The organism is Caballeronia sp. dw_19 (assembly GCF_018449515.1).
GTDB lineage: Bacteria > Pseudomonadota > Gammaproteobacteria > Burkholderiales > Burkholderiaceae > Caballeronia.
In genome coordinates this window covers 26,471-49,835 of the sequence record NZ_JAAVUQ010000004.1, presented here as the reverse complement: position 1 = coordinate 49,835, position 23,365 = coordinate 26,471, and the positions used below count along the sequence as shown (strand labels likewise).

Sequence of the window (23,365 nt, the reverse complement as noted above, 5' to 3'; positions counted from 1 at the left end):
CCAGGCCGTTGACCGGGGCGATGTCTCAAAGATGGCGTGCGCGCGCAGCTTGCCCGCGTGGCAGCAGCACGGTGTAGTCCAGATCCAGGACCACGCTGGGGTGATAAACCGGCACGCCGTCGACTTCCAGAAGCGCTCGCTCGACGCTCGAAGGCGTTGTGTTCTTCAGACCGATCAGGCGCAGGCGAAGCGCAGCAACGTCGGTGCGTCCGGGCAGCTTCCATTTGTCGATGACTTCAGAATAGGCGTACAACGTATCGCCGGCGACGGTCGCCGCGACGTGGGTGCCGGCGTTGATCGCGAGAATGGACAGTACGTTTTCGAGCCCGTCGTAAGCGAGCGCGCGGCAAACGGAGATGACGTGGCCGCCATAGACCAGCCGGCGACCCACACGTGTGTCCGTCATGGCCAGGGCGTCGAAGTGAGGGCGTGCATTGTTCTGATACAGCCGCGTGGCAAGCATGTGCTCCGCCTCCTCGACGGTCGCACCCGACGGATGATTGATGCGTTCACCTACCGCGTAGTCCTCCCAGAAGTCGAGAGACCCGGTCGTCTCGCCGAGTTCCTGCAGCGCCTCGCTTGAGCGCAGGCGCGCATGCGGCAGCAGTTTGTCAGTGGGAACAAATGCCGACAGCGCCGGTACGTGACGCTCTTTTGCAGATGTCTCGCGGGTCGGCTTACGCGACGTGCCGTCGGGGGGGGAGCGAGTTTCCGGGTGCAACCCCTTGTGCACCCGCTTATGCACCATCACCCATCGCACCCAGCTTATGACCGGATGATCGTCCTCGCGGTATGCAGTGGAGCGGACATACACCACCCCGCTCTTGCCGCTCGCATTCTCTTTCAAACCGATCACCACGCTCTCGCAGTGGAGCGTATTGCCGGCATACACCGGGCACAAAAAACGTGTTTCCGCATAACCCAGGTTCGCGATTGCGTTCATCGAAATGTCGGGAACGGTTTTGCCGAAAGCGATGTTGAACACGAGCAGGTCGTCGATAGGACGGCTGGTGAAACCGAGCTTTTGCGCGGCCGTTGCCGATGAGTGCGTGATGGCGCGGCTGCCTGTGAGCGCGATGTATATGGACGCGTCACCCTCGGTGATGGTGCGCGGCGTGCCATGCCGGATGACTTGGTCGAGATGGAAGTCTTCGAAGAAATTGCCGCGGCGTTCCTTGCCTGCCATGGTGCCGTTCCTCGCTTATGAAAGTCGCGTACCCGCCGGATGCGAGCCGAATCGTGTCGGGTGACTTTAAGCTGAGAGCAGCCTGCGGACAAACGAGGTTATTGCGTTGATTATGCGGTTTATCCGCTTAATCCCCATCAGATTCAATCAAGTGCATAAGCGGGCTTTGCCGTGACCGGGCCGCCAATCAGTTGCTTGAGCAGTTGAACGAGCCGCTCTGAAGCGGGCGACAAGCTTCGGCCGCGCGTGGTGATGACAGCGATCTGCCGCGCTAGCGGCGGGTTGACGATGCGCAGCACATAGGTGGTGGGATCAAGTTCGGCAGGCAGTGCGATCTCCGGCAGGATCGCGGCGCCGAGGCCCGCATTGGCCATCGAAATCAGGGTCTGCGCCTGAGTGAACTGATAACGGGTGGTGAACGAAAGATGGCGCTCGGACATGATCTCTTCGAGCATCGAGCGTAAGGCCGTGGCACGGTTGAGCACCAGCAGCGGCATGTTGGTGAGCGTGGCGAGGTCGATGGTTTTGCGGCTCGTCGTGATGAAGCGTTTGGGTACGAGCGCATAGAACGCGTCGGTCAGCACGGGCTCGAAATGAAATTCAGGAACATTTACAACGGGGCCGATGCCGAAGTCGACCTCCCGCTTGCGGACGCTGTCAAAGAGCGCTTCCGAGGTCAGCTCGCGCACAAAGATATCGACCCCCGGATACTCCCGCTCGAACTCGGCGAGCACCAGGGCAAGGCGCGTTTCGGCGATGGTCGGTGAACACGAAAGCGATACACGTCCGCGCCGGATGTCGGCGAGTTCCTGAATCTTGCGCAAGCCCGAATCGACTTCCAGCAGCGCTCGTTGTGCGCACTGCAGCAATTCCTCGCCTTCGTCGGTCAGACGCACGCTGCGCGTCGTCCGGTGAAACAGGTCGACGCCGAGCTGAAGTTCCAGTTGTCGGATCTGAGAGCTGATTGCGGACTGTGACTTGAAGGATTTTTCCGCTGCGATACGAAAGCTGCCATGCTCGCCGACCAGGATAAAAGTCTGCAGCAGTTTCAGGTTGATGTTCTTGAGCGGCTTGATGGAGGGCTTCATTCGACACCGGAGGGAGGGTCGGGAAAACCGCATAATAAGCGCGATTGCCCAGAAAGTGTGGGCCTCTGCGCACACTACAGATTTACCCTTATTCCTCGCACGCCAACGGCTTGCGCCACCCGTTTGCTTTGGATCACTGAAAGCCGAATGTTACATCAAGCACGCTTCTTCATCTCTCGGGAAGCCGCTTGCAGTCTGGGTTTGAAACGCATTCCAGCTCCTTGGGAAAGCCATTTCATTATGCGGTTGGAACGCATAATAATGAAGATAAATGCGTTTGTCGGGCCCAAATCCCGGTCGTAAAGTCTGTGTCCATTGGAGTGGCAAGTCTTCGAACCGTTAAAGGACAAGGACAAACGATGGCATTGGACAAGTCAGCAGCAGCGCATCCCGTGGACGATCGCACCAGCGCGCCGGCAGCGCTTCGCGACCTCAAGGTCCTGGACATAGCGACCTTCGTTGCGGCTCCTTTTTGCGGCACCATTCTTGCGGATTTCGGTGCTGAGGTCATCAAGATCGAACAGCCGAAGACGGGGGACGCGCTGCGTCAGTTCGGCACCATCACCGAATGCGGCGACAGCCTCGTATGGTTGAGCGAGTCGAGGAACAAGAAGACCATCACACTCGATCTTCGTAAGCCCGAAGGTGCCGATGTATTCCGCAAGCTCGTCGCGCAGTCGGATATCGTGCTTGAGAATTTTCGTCCCGGAACACTGGAACGCTGGGGACTCGGCTTCGAGGCGCTACGCGAAATCAATCCCGGCCTGATCATGCTGCGCATCAGTGCGTATGGACAGACAGGCCCGAAACGGGAAGAGCCGGGTTTTGCGCGCATTGCTCACGCATTCGCGGGACTTTCCTATCTCGCCGGAGAGTCCGACGGACCGCCAGTCGTCCCCGGCTCGACCTCGATGGCCGACTATATCTCGGGCATGTGGGGCGCCATCGGCGTGCTGACCGCGTTGCGTGCCCGTGACCAGAGCGGCAGGGGGCAATTCATCGATATCGGTCTGTATGAATCGGTGTTCCGCCTGCTCGACGAGATCGCGCCTGCGTTCGCCAAATACGGTTCCGTGCGCGGTCGCATGGGGGCGGACACGGTCAACGTCGTACCGCATAGCCACTATCAGACGGGCACGGGAGAATGGGTTGCCCTTGCCTGTACCAACGACAAGATGTTCGAGCGGTTGACCGTCGTCATGGGCCGTCCTGAACTGTACGAAGAGCTCAGGACAAGCGTTATCCGCGTGGCGAATCGCGACCGGGTCAATGCGCTTGTCGCCGAGTGGATGGCGGGATGCACGTTGCAAGAAGTGATCGACAGGACACGTGGAGGCGGCGTGCCGTGCGCGCAGATTTACTCGATTCGCGAGATATTCGAGGATCCGCAGTATGCGGCGCGCGGCAATCTGCTGAAGGTAGACGATCCGCGCGTGGGTCCGCTGACCGTGCCCGCCGCCGTACCGCGGATGTCCGAAACCCCGGCCACGTTCAGGCACGCCGGTCGTGCACTGGGCGCTGACAACGCCGAGATCTATGCAAAGTACCTCAATCTGACCGATGAAGATTTGCAGGTGCTGACCGATCTGGGCGTGATCTGACAATGGCCTTCCAGTCAGGAGTAGCGAGCATGACCATGACAACAACAGCAGTGGCGGGACTCGAGCGTTACCGGATGTATATCGGTGGAGAGTGGGTGGATGCAGCAAGCGGCGAGACCTTCGACACGGTCGATCCCTACACGATGCAAGCCTGGGCCACGCTGCCACGCGGCGGCAAGGTTGACGCGCAGCGGGCGGTGGAAGCGGCCGACGAGGCATTCAATTCAGGGGCGTGGCCGGCCATGAAAGCGAGTGCGCGCGGCTTGCTGCTGCATCGGCTGGCGGATCTCATTGCGCGAGACGCCGACAAGCTGGCGCGGATCGAAGTACGCGACAACGGCAAACTGATCACGGAGATGCGGGCGCAAACCGGCTATCTGCCCGAATACTTCCGCTACTTCGGCGGCCTGGCCGACAAGATAGAAGGTGCTGTTCTGCCGATCGACAAGTCCGACACATTCAACTACACGTCGCACGAACCGCTTGGCGTGTGCGTGGCGATCACGGCCTGGAATTCTCCGCTGCTGCTGGCGGTCAACAAACTTGCACCGGGCCTCGCGGCAGGCAATACCTTCGTTCTGAAGCCGTCCGAGTACACGTCGGCGTCGGCGCTTGAAATGGCGAAGCTCTTTGAAGAAGCCGGCTTTCCCCCGGGCGTGCTCAACGTGGTGACAGGCTACGGCGCGGAAGTCGGGGCGCCGCTCGTCGAGCATAGGAAAGTGGCGAAGATCGCTTTCACCGGCAGCGAGTTCGGCGGCCAGAAGATCTACGAAGCGGCGGCCCGGGACTTCAAGCATGTCACGCTGGAACTGGGCGGCAAGTCGGCGAACATTGTCTTCGCAGATGCGAATCTCGACGACGCCGTGAAGGGCGCCATCTCGGGCATATTCGCGGCCACGGGCCAGACCTGTGTGGCGGGTTCGCGCTTGCTGGTGCACGACAGCATCTATGACGAATTCGTCGAGCGGCTTGTTGCATTTGCCAGCAGCGCGCGCATGGGCGATCCGTCGGATCGTGCGACACAGGTGGGGCCGGTCACCACTCCGCCGCAATACAAGAAGATCCTGGAATACATCGATATTGCCCGCAGCGAGGGCGCTCAATGCCGGCTGGGCGGCAATGCGTCCACGCGCCCGGAATGCGGTGCGGGACTCTTCGTTGAACCGACCATTTTCTCGGAGGTGCGAAACGACATGCGCATCGCGCAGGAAGAGGTATTCGGGCCGGTACTCAGCTGCATTCGTTTCAAGGATGACGACGAGGCCGCGGCAATCGCCAACGACAGTCTTTACGGACTTGCCGCTGGTGTCTGGACCTCGGACCTGCGCCGTGCACTCGAATTTCCCAAGCGGCTGAAGGTCGGCATGGTGTGGGTGAACATGTACCGCGCGGTCAGCTACATGTCGCCATTCGGCGGCTACAAGCGTTCTGGCATCGGCCGTGAAAACGGCATGGACGCAATCCGCGAATACCTGCAGACGAAGAGCGTATGGATCAGCACTGCCAAGGAAACACCCGATCCCTTCGTGATCCGATAAAGCCTGATCATTCTTCTACTCAGCCAGAGATTTTCATGACAACTCGACCAGCCGAAAACCCGACCATGCAGCAGTTCAGGATCGACCAGCGTGTCGCGCTCGTGACCGGTGCGGGGCGCGGCATTGGTGCGGCAATTGCGCAGGCGCTCGCCGATGCCGGTGCCGAAGTCGTACTGGTGGCGCGCACGCGCGGCCAACTCGAAGAAGTCGCCGCGCAGATCGCGAGCCGCGGCGGACGCGCCCATGTACACGTCTGCGACGTCACCGACTCCGCCGCGATCCGCGCGGTGATCGATGCACTGCCTGCCCTGGACATCCTCGTGAATAACGCGGGCACCAACATTCCGGAGCCGTTTGTCGATGTCACCGACGACCACCTCGACGTGGTCCTCGACCTGAATGTGAAGGCGTACTTCGTTGTCGCTCAGGCCGCGGTGCGGCGCATGTTGCGCGATGAAGGGCGAAGCGTTCGGGGTGGCGCTGTCATCAATATCTCTTCGCAGATGGGACATATAGGCTCGCCCAACCGCACGGCCTACTGCATGACGAAGCACGCGGTGGAAGGCTTGACCAAAGCCATGGCGATCGAGCTTGCACCGCAGCGCATTCGTGTCAACAGCATCGGGCCGACCTTTGTCGATACGGCGTTGGTGCGCAGCATCGTGGATACGCCGGAGAAACGTGAGTTCCTGGTGTCGAAAATTCCGCTGGGGCACATGGCGGACGTACGCGATATCGCGGCGGCGGCAGTCTATCTCGCATCGCCCGCCGCAGCGATGGTCACGGGCGCGTCGCTGCTGGTGGATGGCGGCTGGACCGCTCAATAAGCAACCCGTTAAACCGTAGTCATACCGTCTGGAGTGCATGAATGAGCAGAACATACGGACGATTCGTCGTCGAGCAAACCGGTGCGCCCGATGTCATGCGCTGGGTTCAGGAACCGGCGCAGGCAGTGGGAGCCGATGAAGTGCGCGTGCGCCATGAAGCGATCGGCGTGGATTACATCGATACCCAGATCCGTGCGGGCGAGATGCCTGCCACCTTGCCGACCGGCCTGGGTTTTGCAGCCGTCGGCATTGTGGAGGAGACGGGCTTGAACGTGAAGCATGTGAAACAAGGCGATCGGGTCGCTTACATGTATTTCACGGCGGGCAGTTATGGCGAAGAACGCGTGGTGCCGGGCGAGCGTATTTTCCGCCTGCCGGATCAAACGCTCGCGCCTGATCTTGCCGCCGGCGCATTGTTTCGCGGCCTGACGGCGTGGTACTTGTCGACGCGGCTGCGCACCATCAAACGAGGAGATGCGGTGCTCGTGCACGCGGCAGCCGGAGGTGTTGGCCTGATGCTGACGCAGTGGCTGACCCATCTCGGCGCGACGGTGATCGGTACGGTCAACTCGCAGGAAAAGGCCGATGTGCTGCGTGAATTCGGTTGTCCTCACGCGGTGGTGATCCCGCAGGAAAGTTTCGTCGACAAGGTGCGCGAGGTGACCGGCGGCAAGGGCGTTGCGGTCGTTTATGAAAGCATCGGCCGGGAAACCTTCGAGGGTTCGCTCGATTGTGCCAGCCGTTTCGGCCTGATCGCGTCGTTTGGCTGGCCATCCGGCGATCCGGGACCGGTCTCGCTGATGCATCTGCGCAGCAAGGGTTCGCTCTTCATCACGCGACCGACCGTGACCCAGTACACCGCGGACGCCGCCGATTTTCGCGAGGGCGCCACCGCGTTGTTCGGATTGATCCAGGACGGCACGCTGCGCGTGAAGGTCGGCAATGCGTATCCGTTGAAGGACGCGGCCAAGGCGCATACGGACATTGTGGCGGGCAGGACGGTCGGCTCCGTCGTGCTGACGGTGTAGGACCCAGGCAGTTCTTCATTACCGGAGACAGGCAATGCTATTAAAAGACAAGGTGGCCATTGTGACGGGCTGCGCTTCCATGAAAGGAATCGGCTTTGCCACGGCGAAGCTGTTCTCCGAGCAAGGCGCGCGCGTGGCCATGATCGACCTGAACGAGGATGCCGCCAGTGCGGCGGCCACGGCTGTTGGCAAGCAGCATCGGGGCTTTGCATGCGATGTGCGCGACGCGGCGCGTTGCGAGCAAGTGGTGAAGGACATCCTCGAAACGTTCGGGACAGTCGACATCCTCGTGAACAACGCCGGCGTCAGCCAGGCGAACCGGCTCATGGACAGCACCATGGACGACTACAACCTCGTGATGGACGTAAGTGCGCGGGGCACCTTCAATATGTCGCGCGCGATCGTGCCGCATTTCCGCACGCGTAAGAGCGGCGCGATCGTGTGCATGGGGTCGCTTGCCGCGCAGCGAGGCGGCGGCGTGCTGGGGGGCCCGCACTACGCGGCGGCGAAGGGCGCGGTGCAGACGCTCGCCAAATCAATGGCGCGTGAACTCGCCCCCGACGGCATTCGTGCCAATGCAATAGCCCCGGGGTTGATCGACACGGAATTGCTGCTGGGAAAGATCACCGAAGAAGGCAAGCAAGCCGTTGCCGCCAGCACACCGCTCGGAAGACTCGGTACCGCGCAGGATGTCGCAAACGTCTGCCTGTTCCTTGCTTCCGATCTATCAGGTTATGTGACGGGTGTCGTACTGGACGTCAACGGTGGCTTTCACATTCACTGACGCCCGCATTTCAGAAGAGATTCAGAAGAGATACACGCAGCTTGAAATAGAGGTAGTTGATTTAATAATAAGGATAACGATTTGTTTGGCAAGCCGTGGAAACCCGGGTCTCGCCGGACTATCGAACAGGACGTGGCGAAGCGCCGGCATCCCCGTCGTCATGGCCGGGGTAAAGAGCGCGCCAACCGGGATAGACAGAGGCTCTCGAATCAGCCGCGGCGCCAATATCAGGCGCAATGCGGCGAGAAGATGGCTCACGCATCCGCTGGAACCCATGCAGTTACAGGAGACAAAATCATGCTGATCAACACAAAATTGCGTTTGCTTACCGCTGCTCTCGCAGCGAGCCTGACCGTCGCGGCGCACGCGGCCGACCCGATCAAGATCGGCGTATCCGGGCCGTTTACCGGCGGCTCGGCGCCCATGGGCCTTTCAATGCGAAACGGCATCAAGCTCGCGGTCGATGAAATCAACGCGGCGGGCGGCGTGCTGGGGCGGCCGCTCCAGATGGTCGAGCGGGACGACGAAGCCAATAATGCGCGCGGCTTGCAGGTCGCGCAGGAACTGGTCTACAAGGAGCACATAGCGGCGGGCGTCGGCATCATTTCGACCGGGGTGATCCTCGCGAGCCAGAAGGTCTACCAGGACGCGCAGATTCCGTTGCTGACGCCCGGCCCGAGCGGCACGTCGGTGACCAAGGTCTTCATGACCCCGGCCTATCCGAAGAGCTACATTTTCCGGGTTTCGCTGGTAGACCGGATCCAGTCCGCAATGATCGCCAACGAGGCCGTGGTGAAGGACCACTACAAGCAGGTCGCCATTTTCGCGGATTCGTCGAACTACGGTCAGCTTGGACGGCAGGACATGACGGCAGCGCTCGCAAAGCTTGGCGTCACACCGGTCGATGTCGAGAAGTGGAATCAGGGTGACGTCGACATGACCTCGCAAGTGCTGCGCGCGAAATCGGCGGGTGCGCAAGCCATCCTGACCTACGGCGAGGGACCTGAACTGGCGCAGATCGTGAACGAGATGGCGAAGCTCGGATGGAAGGCGCCGATTATCGGTAGCTGGACCTTGTCCATGCCTAACTATATCCAGCTCGCCGGGGCGAACGCGGACGGTACGCGCTTCCCGCAGACTTTCGTGGCGAATACGTCGCCGCGCCGCAAGGAGTTCGTCGAGAAATACAAGAAGGCCTATCACACGGACTACATTCCGGGCGCGGTGTGGGCGGCCCAGGGCTATGACGTGACGTATCTGATGGCGGCCGCCATGAAGCAGGCGGGTACGACCGACGGTCCGAAAGTGCGCGACGCGCTCGAGGATCTGCACGAGAAGATGGACGGCCTGATCATGACCTATGACCATCCGTTTTCGAAGACCGATCATGACGCTATCCGGGATGCGTCCGTGGCGGTCATGGCGCAGATCAAGAACGGCGTGGTCGTGAAGATAGACGACAGCCAGGCACAGGCCGCGCGCTGATCCGCAGAGGTGCTTCTCTTCAGGACTCAGGTTGCAGGCAATGCGTCCTGCCGGCGCGGCGAATCTCCGGACGCCGCCGCGCCAGTCATTCCCAGTCGCAGCTTTCGAGGTAACGAGGCATGAACGTCATCCTGCAAATCATTGTCAGCGGATGTGCCGTCGGAATGATCTACGCGGTCACCGCGTTTGGTTACCAGCTCACGTTCGCTACGTCCGGCACCATGAACTTCGCCCAGGGGCAGGCGCTTGCCATCGGCGCGTTGATGGGGCTCACGATCCTGCAGCATGTCGGCAACTACTGGCTGATGATCCCGATCGTGCTCGTGATGGGTGCGATTGTCGGCGTGATCACCGAGCGTGTCAGCGTACGCGCGGCTATCACGGCAAAAAGCGAAGGCTGGATCATGGCGACCATCGCGCTGGGCATCATCATGACAAACCTGGCCGAGAACATCTGGGGCACCGACGACCTGAAGTTTCCATCGCCGCTGCCGGATACCCGCATCACAATCTGGGGCGCGAGCATCCTGCCGATGGAACTCCTGGTGATCGCCGGCGCGCTCGCCCTGATGGCCGCGGTAGAAGTGTTCAACCGCAAGACCATTTATGGCCGCGCGGTGGTGGCCACCGCGAGCGACGCCGATGCAGCGGGCCTGATGGGTATCAATACGCGCCTGGTCGTGACGTTCTCGTATGCGCTGTCGTGCATGAGCGCAGCCTTTGCCGGCATCCTGATCGCCCCGCTGACGGTTGCCGGCGCGGACATGGGGGCCACGCTCGGACTCAAGGCGTTTGCGGTCGCCATCATCGGCGGCCTGACGTCGGGCATGGGAATCATTGCCGGCGGCGTGATTCTCGGCGTCGCCGAAACGTTCACAGGCTACTACGTGTCGAGCGGCTATAAGGACGTGCCCGGCCTGCTGTTGCTGCTCGCGGTTCTGGCGATCAAGCCCGCCGGCCTCTTCGGCAGAACTTCAATCAAGAAGGTGTAAACATGGGGCAATCGAAGAAGCTTGCAGCATGGCTTGTGCTCATTGGTCTCGCGGCATTCCCGTTGATTAGCCAGAACCCGTATTACACGCACTTGCTCGTGATCATCGGCATTTACTGCGTGGTGGTTTTCGGACTCGATATTGTGGTGGGCTATACGGGCGAAGTATCGCTCGGGCATGCGGGCCTTTTTGGTATCGGCGCTTACGCCACCGGCATCCTGCTCACCACGGCGGGCCTGTCCTTCTGGATCGCGATTCCCTGCACCATTGCGATTACCGCGCTCTCCGGCGTCGTCCTCGCTGTACCGGCACTGCGGTTGACCGGTCCCTATCTGGCGATGGTGACGCTGGCGTTCGGCACGATCGTCCAGATCCTGCTCAATGAAATGGACTTCCTGACCAATGGCGCGCAAGGTCTCGCGATCAGCAAGCCGGTCGTCTTCGGCCATCTGGTGAGCGCCACGGACTTCTACTACGTAGTGCTGGCCGTTGCCGTACTCGCGATGCTGGTGGTGTCGCGGATCATGTCCTCGCACTATGGCCGCGCGTTTCTCGCGCTGCGCGGCAGTCCGGTCGCGGCTGACTGCATGGGTGTCTCAGTCTACCGCTACAAAGTGATCGCATTCGTGATCAGCGCGGCGTTTGCCGGACTGGCCGGTTCACTGTACGGATTGTCCGAGGAATACATCGCGCCGAACACCTTCTCCATGGAGCTGTCCACGCTGTTCCTGCTCGCCGTTACGCTTGGCGGAAAACGCTCGCGGGTGGGCACGGTGATCGGTGCGTCGACCATTGTGATCCTGCCTAACCTGCTGTCGGATATCGGTCTGTTTCGCGGCTTGACCGTGGTGATTGCCGTCGTGGTCGCCGTGCTCGCACTTCACGCCTATCGCAGCAAACGGGCCACCACGCGCGCGCTTCTCGCGCCGGTAGTCGCGGTCGCCGCTTTTGTCTGCTTCGCCTTCACCGTCAGCGATATCGTCAGCCAGCGCCTGACGATCTTCGGGCTGATGATTCTGGGCGTGGTGTATTACCTGCCGGAGGGTATAGCGGGCTACTTCAGGGTACTGACACACAGCCGGGTTGTGGCCAGGCCACTGCGGGCAGCGGCGGCGGATAGCGGCGTGGCGCGCGAGGTGCCGCAGGAAGAGCTGTGGGGAAGCGCGGCGCCGCGCTCGGGGTCTCCCGCGGATTGCCTGCTCGACCTGTCAGGCATTGTGATGCAGTTCGGTGGCCTGCGCGCGCTGAACGACATCTCTCTCAAGGTGATGCGAGGCACGGTGCATGGGCTGATCGGGCCGAACGGCTCAGGCAAGAGCACGATGATGAACGTGCTCACCGGCGTGTACGCGGCGACCGGCGGCAATATCGACTTCAACGGCGAACGCTCGAACGGGCTGACGCCTTCGAGAATCGCGCGTAGAGGCATTGCGCGCACCTTCCAGAACGTCCAGTTGTTCGGCGAGATGAGCGCGCTCGAGAACGTGCTGGTCGGACTGCACCAGACATTTCATTCCAATCTGCTCGACGTGATAGTCGGCACGCCGCGTTTTCGCCGCGAGGAACAGGCGGCGCGTGCTCGCGCGGTAGCGTTGCTCGGCTTTGTCGGCATGCAGGACCTGGCGGCCGAGCAGGCGCGCAATCTTCCATACGGCAAGCAGCGCCTGCTCGAGATAGCCCGGGCGCTCGGTACGTCGCCGTCGTTGCTGCTCCTCGACGAACCCGCCGCCGGCCTGCGCCCTGCCGACTTGCCGGAACTGCGGCAGATGATTGAAAAGATTCGCGGACGAGGCATTACCGTGATCCTGATCGAACATCACATGGACCTGGTAATGGCCATTTGCGACCGCGTTTCCGTACTTGATTTTGGCCAGAAGATTGCGGAGGGCGCGCCCGCCGATATATCCGGCGACCGCCGCGTGATCGAAGCGTATCTCGGCGCACCGGCGACGCCGCCCGGCGCGGCCATCGCCAGCCCGACTGCTGCTTAGGAGACACGCAATCATGCTCAGGATCGATTCCATCCATGCGGGATACGGCACCACAGAAGTGCTGCACGGGATTTCACTCGAAGTAGGCAAGGGGCGCGTGGTCAGCCTGATCGGTTCGAATGGCGCGGGTAAGACAACGACCATGCGCGTGATCTCGGGCATGTTGCGCGCGCGTGCGGGCAGCGTCGCGCTCAACGGGCAGGACATCACGCATTTCGAATCCTTCAAGGTCGCCCGGCTCGGGCTCGCTCACTGTCCCGAAGGCCGCCGTGTCTTCCCTACCTTGTCGGTCAGGGACAACCTCGAACTGGGCGCGTTCGCGCGGTTCGTGGGCAAGCGCAGGAAGGGCGACATCAAACGCGATCTGGAGCGCGCGATGGATCTGTTCCCCATCTTGAGAAAACGGGCGGCGCAGCAGGCGGGCACCCTATCCGGTGGTGAACAGCAAATGCTTGCAATGGCGCGCGCCATCATGCTCGATCCTGAAGTGGTGCTGCTCGACGAGCCGTCGATGGGGCTCGCGCCCTTGCTCGTGGACGAAGTGTTCAGGACCATTGAGCGTCTCAAGCAGGACGGCGTGACGATGCTGGTCGTAGAGCAGTTTGCGGCCGCGGCGCTACAGGTGAGCGATTACGGTTATGTGCTCGAGAACGGCAAGGTTGCCATAGAAGGGCCGGCTGTCACCTTGCGTGACAACAAGGCGGTGCAGGCCGCGTATCTGGGCGGCATGCATTGAAGCAGGGATCAGTATCCAGGGATCAAACCACGCATGCGAATGCGATCAAGGAGAGGGACGTGAACCAGCATCAGTTGCAGGAAGCCGCCAGCACGCTTTTGAAGCATGCCCGCAACCGCACGCGGCTCGCCGCGTTACCCGACGCTGTCAGGCCCGCCACCCGGGCCGAAGCGTACGCGGTTCAGGGAGAGGTCGCGCGCCTGTCCGGGCGCCTCGTGGCCGGGTGGAAGATCGCCGCGACGAGCAAGGCGGGGCAGGAGCACATTGGCGTGGAGGGTCCCATCGCGGCGCGGCTTTTATCCGAACATGTGATTGCCGGCGAACTGACGGTGCCGATGAAATCGAATGTGATGAACGTCGCTGAAGCGGAATTTGCCTTTCGCATGAAGTTCGCGTTGCCGCCGCGCGGCCGGCCGTACGAGATCGACGAAGTGATGGACGCGGTCGATACGCTTCACCTCGCCATCGAAGTACCCGACTCGCGTTATGAGGACTTTGCGCGAGTCGGCGCGCAGCAGTTGATCGCCGATGCCGCGTGCGCGCTGTGGCTTGTCGTCAGTCCCGCGGTTGCAGATGGCTGGCGCGCCACCGATCTCGTGTCGCACAAGGTCGTGGCGTATCGCAACGGCTCGCTTGCGGGCGAGGGAAGCGGCGCGAACGTGCTGGGCGACCCGCGCATCGCGATGGCGTGGCTCGCCAACGAACTGAACAGCATCGGCGAAGGCCTGCAACCCGGGCAGCTCATCACCACGGGCGCGTGCGTAGCCCCCATGGCAGTCGCGCCCGGCGACACGATGAACGTTGACTTCGGCACGTTCGGCTCAGTCGAGGTGTCGTTTTCATAGATGCACAGCGTCATGATCAACGCCGCGGATGGTTCGGCCGGCAAGGCCACGCCAAGCCGCCACGAGACAGGGCGAATTCACAGGAGACAGGCGACATGGACCTCACGCTTACGGAAAGCCGCGCGCGGCTGTCGGGCAAGGATAAACGGGCGATTGCCGGCGCGGTTGCCGGCACGGTGTTCGAGTGGTACGACTTCGTGCTGTACGGTTCGCTTGCAGATGTCATCGCGGCGAATTTCTTTACCGGGATTGAACCGGGTACCGCCTTCATCTTCGCGTTGATGACGTTCTCGGTCGGCTTTGTCGTGCGGCCGCTGGGCGCTGTGATCTTCGGGCGTCTCGGCGACATGATCGGACGCAAGAAGACGTTCATGACCACGGTCATGCTGATGGGACTGGCCACCTGCGCGGTCGCGCTTACGCCCGGCTACGCTTCCATTGGCGTGGCTGCGCCGATCATCCTCGTGCTTTCGCGCATCCTGCAGGGGTTCGCCGTCGGCGGCGAATTCGGCGGCGCGGCGACTTACGTGGCCGAACATTCGCCGCAGAACCGCCGTGGCCGCAATACGTCCCTGATCCAGGCGACGGCTTCAACCGGCTTGCTCGGGGCGCTGATCGTCACCATCGCTACGCGCATTCTCACCGGACCCGACTTCGCGGTCTGGGGCTGGCGCATTCCGTTCTCGATATCGATTCTTCTGCTGATCGTGTCGCTCGCGCTGCGCAGAAAAATGGACGAGTCGCCCGCGTTCGAGCGTGCCCGTGCCGCGGGCGTGCTGTCCAGAAGGCCCGTGCGGGACTCGCTGCGCGGCAAGAACCTGGCCAAGGTCATGGTGGCGCTGTTCGGAATCTGCGGCGGCATGACGGTGGTCTGGTACGTCGTGGTGATCTATCCGCTGTTCTTTCTCACGCGCGTGCTCAAGGTCGACGCCAACGTGTCGAATCTGCTGGTTGCAATCGCCATGCTGGCTGCCATTCCCATGCTTTACGGCTGCGGCGCGCTGTCCGACCGCTTTGGACGCAAGCCTGTCCTGCTGATCGGCTATCTGCTCGCGGCGCTCACGATCTTCCCCGTGTTCCGCGCCATCACGCATTATGCGAATCCCGCACTGGAGCAGGCGCAGATAGCGAACCCGGCCGTAGTCCATGCCGATCCGCACGCGTGCGCATTCATGTTCGACCCGGCGGGGGTGCGAAGTTTCAGCAATGCCTGCGATATCGCGAAGAAGACATTGAGCGCCGCGTCGGTCAATTATTCGGTTGTCGGAGGAGGCGCCAGTGAGTTGACCACGGTCACGATCGGCAACGACGTGATCCGGGGATTTGATGCCACCGGTCTTGACGCCGCCGGCCTGAAGGCGAAGGCGACCGACTTCAGCCACGCGCTGTCAGCGGCATTGATCAAGGCGGGCTATCCGCAGAAAGCCGCGCCGCAGCAGTTCCATTTTGGCGCGGTTTTGCTGCTGATGCTGCTCCTGATCTTCGTCATGAGCCTGACTTACGCGCCAATTGCCGCCATTCTGGTCGAGATGTTCCCGACCGAGTTGCGATATACCTCGATGTCCATTCCATTTCACGTGGCGAGCGGGTGGATCGGCGGGCTGCTGCCCGCGTTGTCGTTCGCCATTGCCGCCGCCCAGGGAAATATCTATGCGGGCCTGTGGTATCCCATGTTCTGGGTGGGACTGGCGCTGGTGGTAACGGCGTTTGCCTACCGCGAGTCGCGCGGCGTCGATATCTTCAGCACGAAGGCCCCTGGATCGTAGGCGCCTTCGTGCAAAGATGATTTCGACGCAGGGCGCTGTTGCCGCAAAGGGCGCAGACCTGGAATCGGATCCAGGCCCGTCCGCGCTGAGAGAGGCTGGTCATCGAACGCGGGCTGGCGGGCCTGGAAATATCCTAGTCAAATGGACCCATCTTATGAAAATCCGCGCTGCTGTCCTTGAACAGTCCGGCCTGCGTACTCCGTACGCCGAAACCAAACCGTTGCGGGTCCAGCAAGTCGATCTGGCTCCGCCAGGGCCGGGCGAAGTACTGGTAAGGATCGTCGCTGCAGGTATATGTCACTCGGATCTTTCCGTGGTAGACGGGGTACGTCCACGGCCTCTCCCGATGGCGCGGGCATTGTTGAGGAAGTCGGACCGCAGGTGCATGACCTCGCGAAGGGGGATCACGTCGTATCCGTTTTTGTTGCGAGTTGCGGTCACTGCCTGCCATGTGCCGAAGGACGGCCAGCCCTGTGCGAGCCGGGTGCGCTCGCCGGTACAGCGGGCACATTGTTAGGCGCGGCGAGAAGGCTTTCCAGGAATGGCGAGCCCATCAACCACCACTCCGGCATATCCAGCTTTGCCGAATACGCCACGGTGTCCCGACGTTCGCTCATCAAGGTGACGCCTGACATCGAGCTTGAAGACGCGGCTTTGTTCGGTTGTGCAGTCTTGACCGGTGTGGGGGCCGCCGTTAATTCGGCGCGGGTTCAGCTTGGCTCTACCGTGGCGGTGATCGGCATGGGCGGGGTGGGTCTGGCCTCGCTTCTGGGTGCGTTAGCGGCCGGAGCACAACGGGTCATAGCGATCGACACAGTCGACAGCAAACTCGTGAGCGCTCGTGCGCTCGGTGCTACCGATACCTTTAACGCGAACAGCGAGGGTGTCGTCGAAGCGATCCGCGATCTCACGAACGGAGGGGTTGAAATCGTGCTGGAGATGGCGGGCGCCGCGAGCGCGCTGGAGCTTGGTTACCGCATCACCCGGAGGGGCGGACAACTCGTCACAGCGGGGCTGCCATCGCCGCGGGCCATCTTTCCGATTCCCGCGACCTCGCTCGTGGCCGAAGAGAAAACCATTCGAGGGTCCTACATGGGTAGCGGCGTACCGCTACGTGACTTGCCCAGATACATCGAGCTGTACCGCCGCGGCCGGCTTCCTGTGGACCGCCTGGTCACCCACCGGCTGCCGCTGGACGATATCAACCTCGGCATGGACCGCCTCAGGGAAGGAACGGCAATACGCCAGATCGTGACGATGTAGTTCGTCGTGCCGAAGTGCGTATCCCCAATCAGCTTCGCCGGATCAATGCCGACATGCATTGCATGAGCCGGCGAGCGAGTGATTTGCACCCGCGCCAGCAGCGCGATTGGGCGCTTCAATACTGCGGCGAGCGCCGGACTCAGCAAACGTGCTTCTCCAAAGGGTAAACGAGATGGCGACAAGAAAATGATTGCGATAACATCTCAATACCGTACCCAGCACCGAATCCCCGTTATTTTTGACCCAGAATGATAGCGATAACATTCATAAATAAAAACTCGTGGAGACATTGATGAAGACGATAGGAGCCGTTGCGGTTGCCGAAAAATCGGCCGTCGGACGATACAGATGGACCATTTGCGCGCTCATGTTTTTTGCGACGACGATCAATTACATGGATCGTCAGATGCTGGGGCTGCTCGCGCCTTTGCTGCAAAAAGACATTGGCTGGAACCAGATCCAGTACGCGCAGACCGTGATGGTATTCACGGTCGCCTATGCGGTGGGCCTCGCCACGTTCGGCCGGATCGCGGACCGCCTCAGCACCAAGAAGGTCTACGGCAGCGCGATGGCCATGTGGAGCCTGGCCGCCATGCTGCACGCGGTGGCAACGACCGTCCCGGGCTTCGCGGCCGTGCGCGGTTTGCTCGGCTTCGGCGAGGCGGCCAACTTCCCGGTCGCCATCCGTACCACGGCTATCTGGTTTCCGAAAAAGGAGCGCGCGCTGGCCACCGGCCTGTGGAACATGGGCGCCACCATCGGTGGGATCGTTGCGCCGGCGTTCGTGCCGATCGCCGCCGTGATGTGGGGCTGGCGCGCGACGTTTGTCGGGGCGGGGGCGGCGGGTTTGGTCTGGCTGGCGGTGTGGCTGCTGGTGTACCGTCCTCCCTCGGAGCATCCGTCGGTATCGAGCGGCGAGCTGGAATACATCAACTCGGATCGGGACGAAGACAGTGTGCAGTCCGTGAGCTGGCTTTCGGTGCTGAAATACCGCGAAACATGGGCGTTCATTCTCGGTAAGTTGCTGACCGATCCGGTGTGGTGGTTCTATTTGTTCTGGCTGCCCAAATGGCTCAATGAATCACGGCATATCGACATCGGCCATCTTGGACTGCCATTGATCGTCATTTACGCGATGGCATCCGGTGGCAGTGTTGCGGGCGGATGGTTGTCGTCGCGCCTGATGAGCCGATCCAATAAGCCCAACGTCGCGCGCAAGGTCACGATGGGCATCTGCGCGGTGTGCGTCTTGCCGATCGCCACGCTCTCGCACTTTCAAAGCCTGTGGTACGCGGTGTTTGCTGTCGGTCTTGCCGCAGCGGCGCATCAGGGGTGGTCCGCGAATCTGGTCACCCTGGTGGGCGACGTGTTTCCGCGCCGGCTGGTGGGCACCGTGATTGGCATTGGCGGCGTGGCGGGCATGATCGGCTCGTTCTTCTACTCGGGCGTGATTGGCGAGACGTTGCAGCGCACCGGCCAGTATTGGGCGCTCTTCGCTGTCGGTGCATCGGCGTATCTGGTCGCGCTCGGCATCATTCATCTGCTGATGCCACGCATGACGCCCGTGAAATTGAGTGAGCAACACGCGAGCGCTGCATGAAAGCTGGCCTCACGGCAGGCGTTCGCGAATAATCGCGAACCCGTAACGTAACCAGGGAATCACGACATGGCAGACACCCCGCCCGAACAGGGCTCGACCGGCAAACCTTTCCACCGCCTGTTGCTCACCGGCGCCGCAGGCAATCTTGGCCGGCAATTGCGCGGTGCGCTCGCCGCGTGGGCCGACATCGTGCGCGTCAGCGACATCGCGCCGCTTGGCGAGGTAGCGGCGCATGAGGAGGCGTCGGTCGTCGATCTCGCCGATGAGCACGCGGTTCATGCCCTGCTCGAAGGCGTCGATGCAGTAATTCACCTCGGCGGCATTTCCGTGGACGCGCCGTTCGACGATCTGCTCGAAGCCAATATTCGCGGCCTGTACAACCTGTACTCGGTGGCGCAGAAGCAGGGCGTGAAGCGTATCGTGTACGCCAGCTCGAATCATGCGGTGGGGTTTCATCCGGTGACATCGGTGGTCGATATCGACGCGCCGTTGCGCCCCGACAGCCTGTACGGCGTGACGAAGTGCTTTGGCGAATCGCTGTCGCGTTATTACTTCGATCGCTTCGGTCTTGAGACGGTGTGCCTGCGGATCGGCTCGTCGTTCGAGCAGCCGAAAAATCCGCGCATGCTCGTCACGTATCTGAGCTATCGCGACTTTATCGAACTGGTGCGTTGCTCGCTGTTCACGAACCGGGTTGGGCACGCGATTGTCTATGGCGTGTCCGACAACCCCAGAAAGTGGGTGGATAACACGAAGGTGGCGTTTCTCGGTTTTCGTCCACAGGACAGTTCGGCGCAGTTCGAGCATCTGTTCCCGGTCACGGCACCGGACTCGAACCTCGATGACCCGGCCCAGCGTTTCCAGGGCGGCCCGTTCGCGCTCGCCCGTCCGATGGAGCCGCAACGATGAGCGCGGCAGCGGTCGTGCGTGCGGAGCGGATCGAGGGCGCCGGGTCCGCGCTGGTCGGCGAAAGTCCGGTATGGCGGAGCGCGGAACAGGCGCTTTATTGGGTCGACATTCCTGCGCGGAAGATCCTGCGTTGGCGTGTTGAGGCGGGTGAGCGGTCGGAATGGCGGTTGCCGGAGCAAGTCGCCTGTATCGCGTTCGACAGGCACGGCACCGTGCTGGCCGGCTGCGAAACCGGACTCTTCGCGGTGGCGCTGACTGAAAGTACTATAGGCGACGAGGCCGGAGAAAACGCGCCCGGTGTTGAACCGCTGCCGGTCACACAGCGTAAGCTTGCTGCACCGGTTTTCCCGTTAGCGGGCATGCGTTTTAACGACGGACGCTGTGATCGCCAGGGGCGCTTCTGGTCCGGCACGATGCTACAGGACACGGCGGCGGCGAATCCCGCTGGTGCGTTGTATCGATTCGATGAACGAGGCGTACTGTCGGCGCCGGTCGTCAATGAACTGATCGTACAGAATGGCCTTGCATGGTCGCCCGACGGCAGGACGATGTACCTGTCCGATTCGCATTCGTCGCGCCGCGTGATCTGGGCATTCGATTACGACGTCGAGACGGGCGAGCCCCGCAACCGGCGGGTATTCGCCGACTTGCACCATTACACCGGCCGCCCTGATAGCGCCGCGGTGGATGCGCAGGGTTGCTACTGGATTTGCGCGAACGACGCCGGGCTGCTGTTGCGCTTCACGCCGCAAGGCAGGCTCGACCGGCAGATTGCTGTGCCGGCGTCGAAGCCGTCGATGTGCGCATTCGGCGGACGCAATCTGGATACGCTGTTCGTGACTTCGATCCGTCCGGCGCAGGGCGCCACGGAGCACGACGGCCAGTTGTTTGCGGTGCGTCCTGGCGTGAGTGGTTGTCCGGAACCCGACTATGCTGGCGAGCTATGAAACGATGTGCGGCCGGGCAACGCGCCGCACCGCTATGCGAAGCTTCGACGTCGCTTGTACGGCGTCTCGCGTGCGTTGCCGGAGGGCGCGTGGCGTGAGGTAGACTCTGGTTCGCGCACAAATCGGAAGAATGGCCCGAGAAGGATGTGTTGTCCTTCTGGCTATTCCTGCGTAACCGCTGTGCAGCCTGTGAATCAGACTATCAATGCCCAACCCAAAAGAGAAAATGGTCCCGCTTGCCGGCAAGCGCTCGCGTGGCGGGCCACGGGATATTCGTTTAACCGAAGTCGCGACGCTGGCGCGCGTATCGCCGATGACGGTATCGCGCGCGCTGAACAATCCTGAGGTTGTCGCGTCCGAAACGCTCAAACGTATCCAGCTTGCGGTCCAGCAACTCGGCTATGTGCCGAACCGGCTGGCCGGCAGCCTGTCGTCGTCCAGATCGCGGCTTATCGCGGCCATTGTGCCGACCGTGACGCATTCGCTGTTCGCCACCTCGATTCAAATGTTCAGCACCGCGATGTCGCGCGCGGGCTACCAGGTGTTGTTGGGCCTGAGCGGATACAGCGACGTTGACGAGTGCCAGGTGCTCGATGCATTGCTGAGCCGGCGCCCGGAAGGATTGCTGCTGATCGGCGTGGCGCGGGGGTCGGCGCTGCGGGCACGGCTGCTGGACGTCGATATTCCAACGGTCGAAACGTGGGGCATGACCGACATGCCAATCGACATGCTGGTCGGCTTCTCGCACTACGACGTCGGTGTCGCCGTGGCGGAGCGTTTTCTGGCGCGCGGCAAGCTTCACCCTGCGATCATCTCGGCCAATGACGAGCGCGCGACGGCCCGTCGCGAGGGCTTCATTCAGACCATGGCGCGTCAAGGTATCGACAACGTCGCGCAGGTCCTCGTCAAGCCACCCAGCTCGGTGGCGGAGGGGCGCAGTTCGCTCGCCACGATTCTCGCGGAGCGCCCGGATGTGGACGCGGTGTTCTGTGGCTCCGATCTCCTTGCGCTGGGTGTGCTGAGCGAGGCGAGAACTCGGGGCCTGGACGTGCCGTCGCGGCTCGCCGTCTGCGGTTTCGGCGATCTGGAGTTCTCGGCCGACCTGGTGCCGGCGCTGACTACGGTCCAGATGGACGGTGGCCGTATCGGCATGACGGCGGCGCGTTGTCTGATCGACCGGCTCGACGGCTCGCCGGCGCGGCCGAAGATCGATATCGGCTTCACGCTGGTCGGACGCGAGACAGCCTGAGGGCGGTCGTGCACAACACGCGGTTCGGATGAGGTAGAGGGTCTACCCTTAATTCTTCGCAGAAATGTTTGCGCTATCATTCGACGTCGACGAGGAGCGTAACCAAAGAGTGTTATTTGATCCCAAAAATGTTATCGCTATCATTCGATGCTGATTTTCTGGGGTAACAGGAATCCTTCGGGCAGCCCGGGAAGTTATCAGCGCGGCGCAGCGTGAAGTGGTGGCGCGCCGCGTACACAAAGATTCGATCGATGAACAGATCGTGATTGCGTGGACCACGCGTATCTCGTGGGCCACGCGTTGGCATTTACAAAAACAGGATGAAGGAGACTCGTAATGAAAAAGCACGCAAACATGAAGGCATTTCTGGTCGCTGGCGCGGCGCTCGGTGCAGGCGCGGTCCATGCGCAAAGCAGCATGACCTTGTATGGTGCGTTGGACGACGCGTTCGTCTACTCCAATAACCAGAAGGGCCATTCGAACGTGTATCTGCGCCAGGGCAATCTGTATGCGTCGAAGTGGGGTCTGCGCGGCGTGGAGGACCTTGGTGGCGGCACCAGCGTGATCTTCGACTTGCAGAACGGTTTCGATCCGAATTCAGGCGCGCTGTCGTCGTCCACACAGATCTTCAACCGTGAAGCGTTCGTCGGGCTGCAAAACCAGCATTACGGGACGTTCACGATGGGCCGTCAGTACACGCCGTACTACCTGTTCGTCGGGCCGCTTGCGTCGAGCAACTGGTTGACCGGGGCAACCGGCGCGCATCCGGGCGATATCGACGGTCTCGACACGACGATTCGCATCAACAACGCGCTGGTCTATACGACGCCGATCTGGTACGGCGTGCAGGCGAGCGGCATGTACGCCCTCGGCGGGATTGCGGGCAGCACCGGCCGGGGCCAGACAATCAGCGCCGGCATCAAATATGCGTCCGGCCCGATCGGCCTTGCCGCTGGCTACCTGCGCATGGACAACGCGCAACAGACCACGGGCTTCGACCCTGCATCGACCGGCAGTTTCGGCACGTCTTCGCTGAACGCAGGCTATGTGTCGGCGAAGGCGGTCCAGCACGTTGCGGCCGCGGCCAGCTACACGATCGGCGACCTGATGATGGGCGTGACGTACACGAATGTGGAATACGTGGCAGCCAGCCAGTCGATTTTCCGCGACACCGCCGTCTTCAATACCTATGCGGCGGTTGCGGCGTATCGCTTCACGCCGGCCATCGATGTGGCGGGCGCGTACTCGTACACAATGGCGTCGAAGGCGAACGGCATCACCAGCGCGGCGCGCTATCAGCAGTATTCGCTCAAGGAGGCTTATCACTTGTCGAAGCGCACTTCGCTGTACGCGCTGCAGGCGTATCAGCGCGCGAACGGCCAGACGCTCGGTGCGAATGGCGCGGGCAACATTGTCGACGCTACGCCGTCTGTCGGCGATTCGCAGAACGCCACACCGTCGTCGACGAATTCACAGTTTGTCGGCATGGTGGGGATCGCAGTCCTGTTTTAGCCGGGTGAGGCCGACGAG

18 protein-coding genes and 1 pseudogene are annotated in these 23,365 nt (G+C 61.8%); 17 read left to right on the top strand and 2 right to left on the bottom strand.

The genetic code is table 11. The annotated features are described in order from the left end of the window. Window positions 1-25 precede the first annotated feature (25 nt). Both HB376_RS06960 and HB376_RS06955 read right to left on the bottom strand, forming a co-directional pair. Window positions 26-1,186, bottom strand: a complete 1,161-nt coding sequence (locus tag HB376_RS06960) for a MaoC family dehydratase (RefSeq protein ID WP_213762698.1) — start codon at window positions 1,184-1,186, stop codon at window positions 26-28. Window positions 1,187-1,329: 143 nt separating this feature from the next. Continuing rightward, window positions 1,330-2,274 (bottom strand): LysR family transcriptional regulator, encoded by a 945-nt coding sequence (locus tag HB376_RS06955; protein WP_213762697.1) that lies wholly within the window; start codon window positions 2,272-2,274, stop codon window positions 1,330-1,332. Between the two features lie 359 nt (window positions 2,275-2,633). Between HB376_RS06955 and HB376_RS06950 the strand changes: the two genes are divergently transcribed. The 17 genes and pseudogenes from HB376_RS06950 (at window position 2,634) to HB376_RS06870 (ending at window position 23,347) form a co-directional block, all read left to right on the top strand. After that, window positions 2,634-3,875: a CoA transferase gene (locus HB376_RS06950; RefSeq protein WP_213762696.1), complete on the top strand. Its 1,242-nt coding sequence runs from the start codon at window positions 2,634-2,636 to the stop codon at window positions 3,873-3,875. 35 nt (window positions 3,876-3,910) lie between these two features. After that, window positions 3,911-5,413, top strand: coding sequence for an aldehyde dehydrogenase (locus HB376_RS06945; protein WP_213763025.1), 1,503 nt, complete (start codon window positions 3,911-3,913; stop codon window positions 5,411-5,413). A gap of 35 nt (window positions 5,414-5,448) precedes the next feature. Then, window positions 5,449-6,240: a glucose 1-dehydrogenase gene (locus HB376_RS06940; RefSeq protein WP_255631208.1), complete on the top strand. Its 792-nt coding sequence runs from the start codon at window positions 5,449-5,451 to the stop codon at window positions 6,238-6,240. Between the two features lie 41 nt (window positions 6,241-6,281). Next, entirely contained in the window at window positions 6,282-7,268 is a 987-nt protein-coding gene (locus HB376_RS06935; protein WP_213762695.1) for a quinone oxidoreductase, read from the top strand. Window positions 7,269-7,302: 34 nt separating this feature from the next. Beyond that, window positions 7,303-8,052 (top strand): SDR family NAD(P)-dependent oxidoreductase, encoded by a 750-nt coding sequence (locus HB376_RS06930; RefSeq protein WP_213762694.1) that lies wholly within the window; start codon window positions 7,303-7,305, stop codon window positions 8,050-8,052. A 297-nt stretch (window positions 8,053-8,349) separates the two neighbouring features. Then, complete coding sequence (locus HB376_RS06925) at window positions 8,350-9,537, top strand: ABC transporter substrate-binding protein (RefSeq protein ID WP_213762693.1); 1,188 nt, start codon at window positions 8,350-8,352, stop codon at window positions 9,535-9,537. 119 nt (window positions 9,538-9,656) lie between these two features. Further along, window positions 9,657-10,529: a branched-chain amino acid ABC transporter permease gene (locus tag HB376_RS06920; protein ID WP_213762692.1), complete on the top strand. Its 873-nt coding sequence runs from the start codon at window positions 9,657-9,659 to the stop codon at window positions 10,527-10,529. 2 nt (window positions 10,530-10,531) lie between these two features. Continuing rightward, window positions 10,532-12,520, top strand: a complete 1,989-nt coding sequence (locus HB376_RS06915) for a branched-chain amino acid ABC transporter ATP-binding protein/permease (RefSeq protein WP_213762691.1) — start codon at window positions 10,532-10,534, stop codon at window positions 12,518-12,520. Between the two features lie 13 nt (window positions 12,521-12,533). Continuing rightward, window positions 12,534-13,256 (top strand): ABC transporter ATP-binding protein, encoded by a 723-nt coding sequence (locus HB376_RS06910; RefSeq protein ID WP_213762690.1) that lies wholly within the window; start codon window positions 12,534-12,536, stop codon window positions 13,254-13,256. A 59-nt stretch (window positions 13,257-13,315) separates the two neighbouring features. Beyond that, window positions 13,316-14,101 carry a fumarylacetoacetate hydrolase family protein gene (locus HB376_RS06905; protein WP_213762689.1) on the top strand — a complete coding sequence of 262 codons (786 nt, stop codon included), beginning with the start codon at window positions 13,316-13,318 and terminating at the stop codon, window positions 14,099-14,101. Window positions 14,102-14,196: 95 nt separating this feature from the next. Continuing rightward, a complete protein-coding gene (locus tag HB376_RS06900; RefSeq protein WP_213762688.1) occupies window positions 14,197-15,867 on the top strand; it encodes an MFS transporter in 1,671 nt (556 codons plus the stop codon). Between the two features lie 154 nt (window positions 15,868-16,021). After that, a pseudogene (locus tag HB376_RS06895) lies at window positions 16,022-17,130 on the top strand (zinc-dependent alcohol dehydrogenase family protein). A 292-nt stretch (window positions 17,131-17,422) separates the two neighbouring features. Then, window positions 17,423-18,730 carry an MFS transporter gene (locus HB376_RS06890; RefSeq protein ID WP_213762687.1) on the top strand — a complete coding sequence of 436 codons (1,308 nt, stop codon included), beginning with the start codon at window positions 17,423-17,425 and terminating at the stop codon, window positions 18,728-18,730. A 66-nt stretch (window positions 18,731-18,796) separates the two neighbouring features. After that, a complete protein-coding gene (locus tag HB376_RS06885; RefSeq protein ID WP_213762686.1) occupies window positions 18,797-19,639 on the top strand; it encodes an NAD(P)-dependent oxidoreductase in 843 nt (280 codons plus the stop codon). After that, window positions 19,636-20,586 carry an SMP-30/gluconolactonase/LRE family protein gene (locus HB376_RS06880; RefSeq protein WP_213762685.1) on the top strand — a complete coding sequence of 317 codons (951 nt, stop codon included), beginning with the start codon at window positions 19,636-19,638 and terminating at the stop codon, window positions 20,584-20,586. The genes HB376_RS06885 and HB376_RS06880 overlap by 4 nt, the downstream gene beginning before the upstream one ends. A gap of 205 nt (window positions 20,587-20,791) precedes the next feature. Then, window positions 20,792-21,835, top strand: a complete 1,044-nt coding sequence (locus HB376_RS06875; RefSeq protein ID WP_213762684.1) for a LacI family DNA-binding transcriptional regulator — start codon at window positions 20,792-20,794, stop codon at window positions 21,833-21,835. A gap of 336 nt (window positions 21,836-22,171) precedes the next feature. Next, entirely contained in the window at window positions 22,172-23,347 is a 1,176-nt protein-coding gene (locus tag HB376_RS06870) for a porin (protein ID WP_213762683.1), read from the top strand. Window positions 23,348-23,365: the final 18 nt, after the last annotated feature.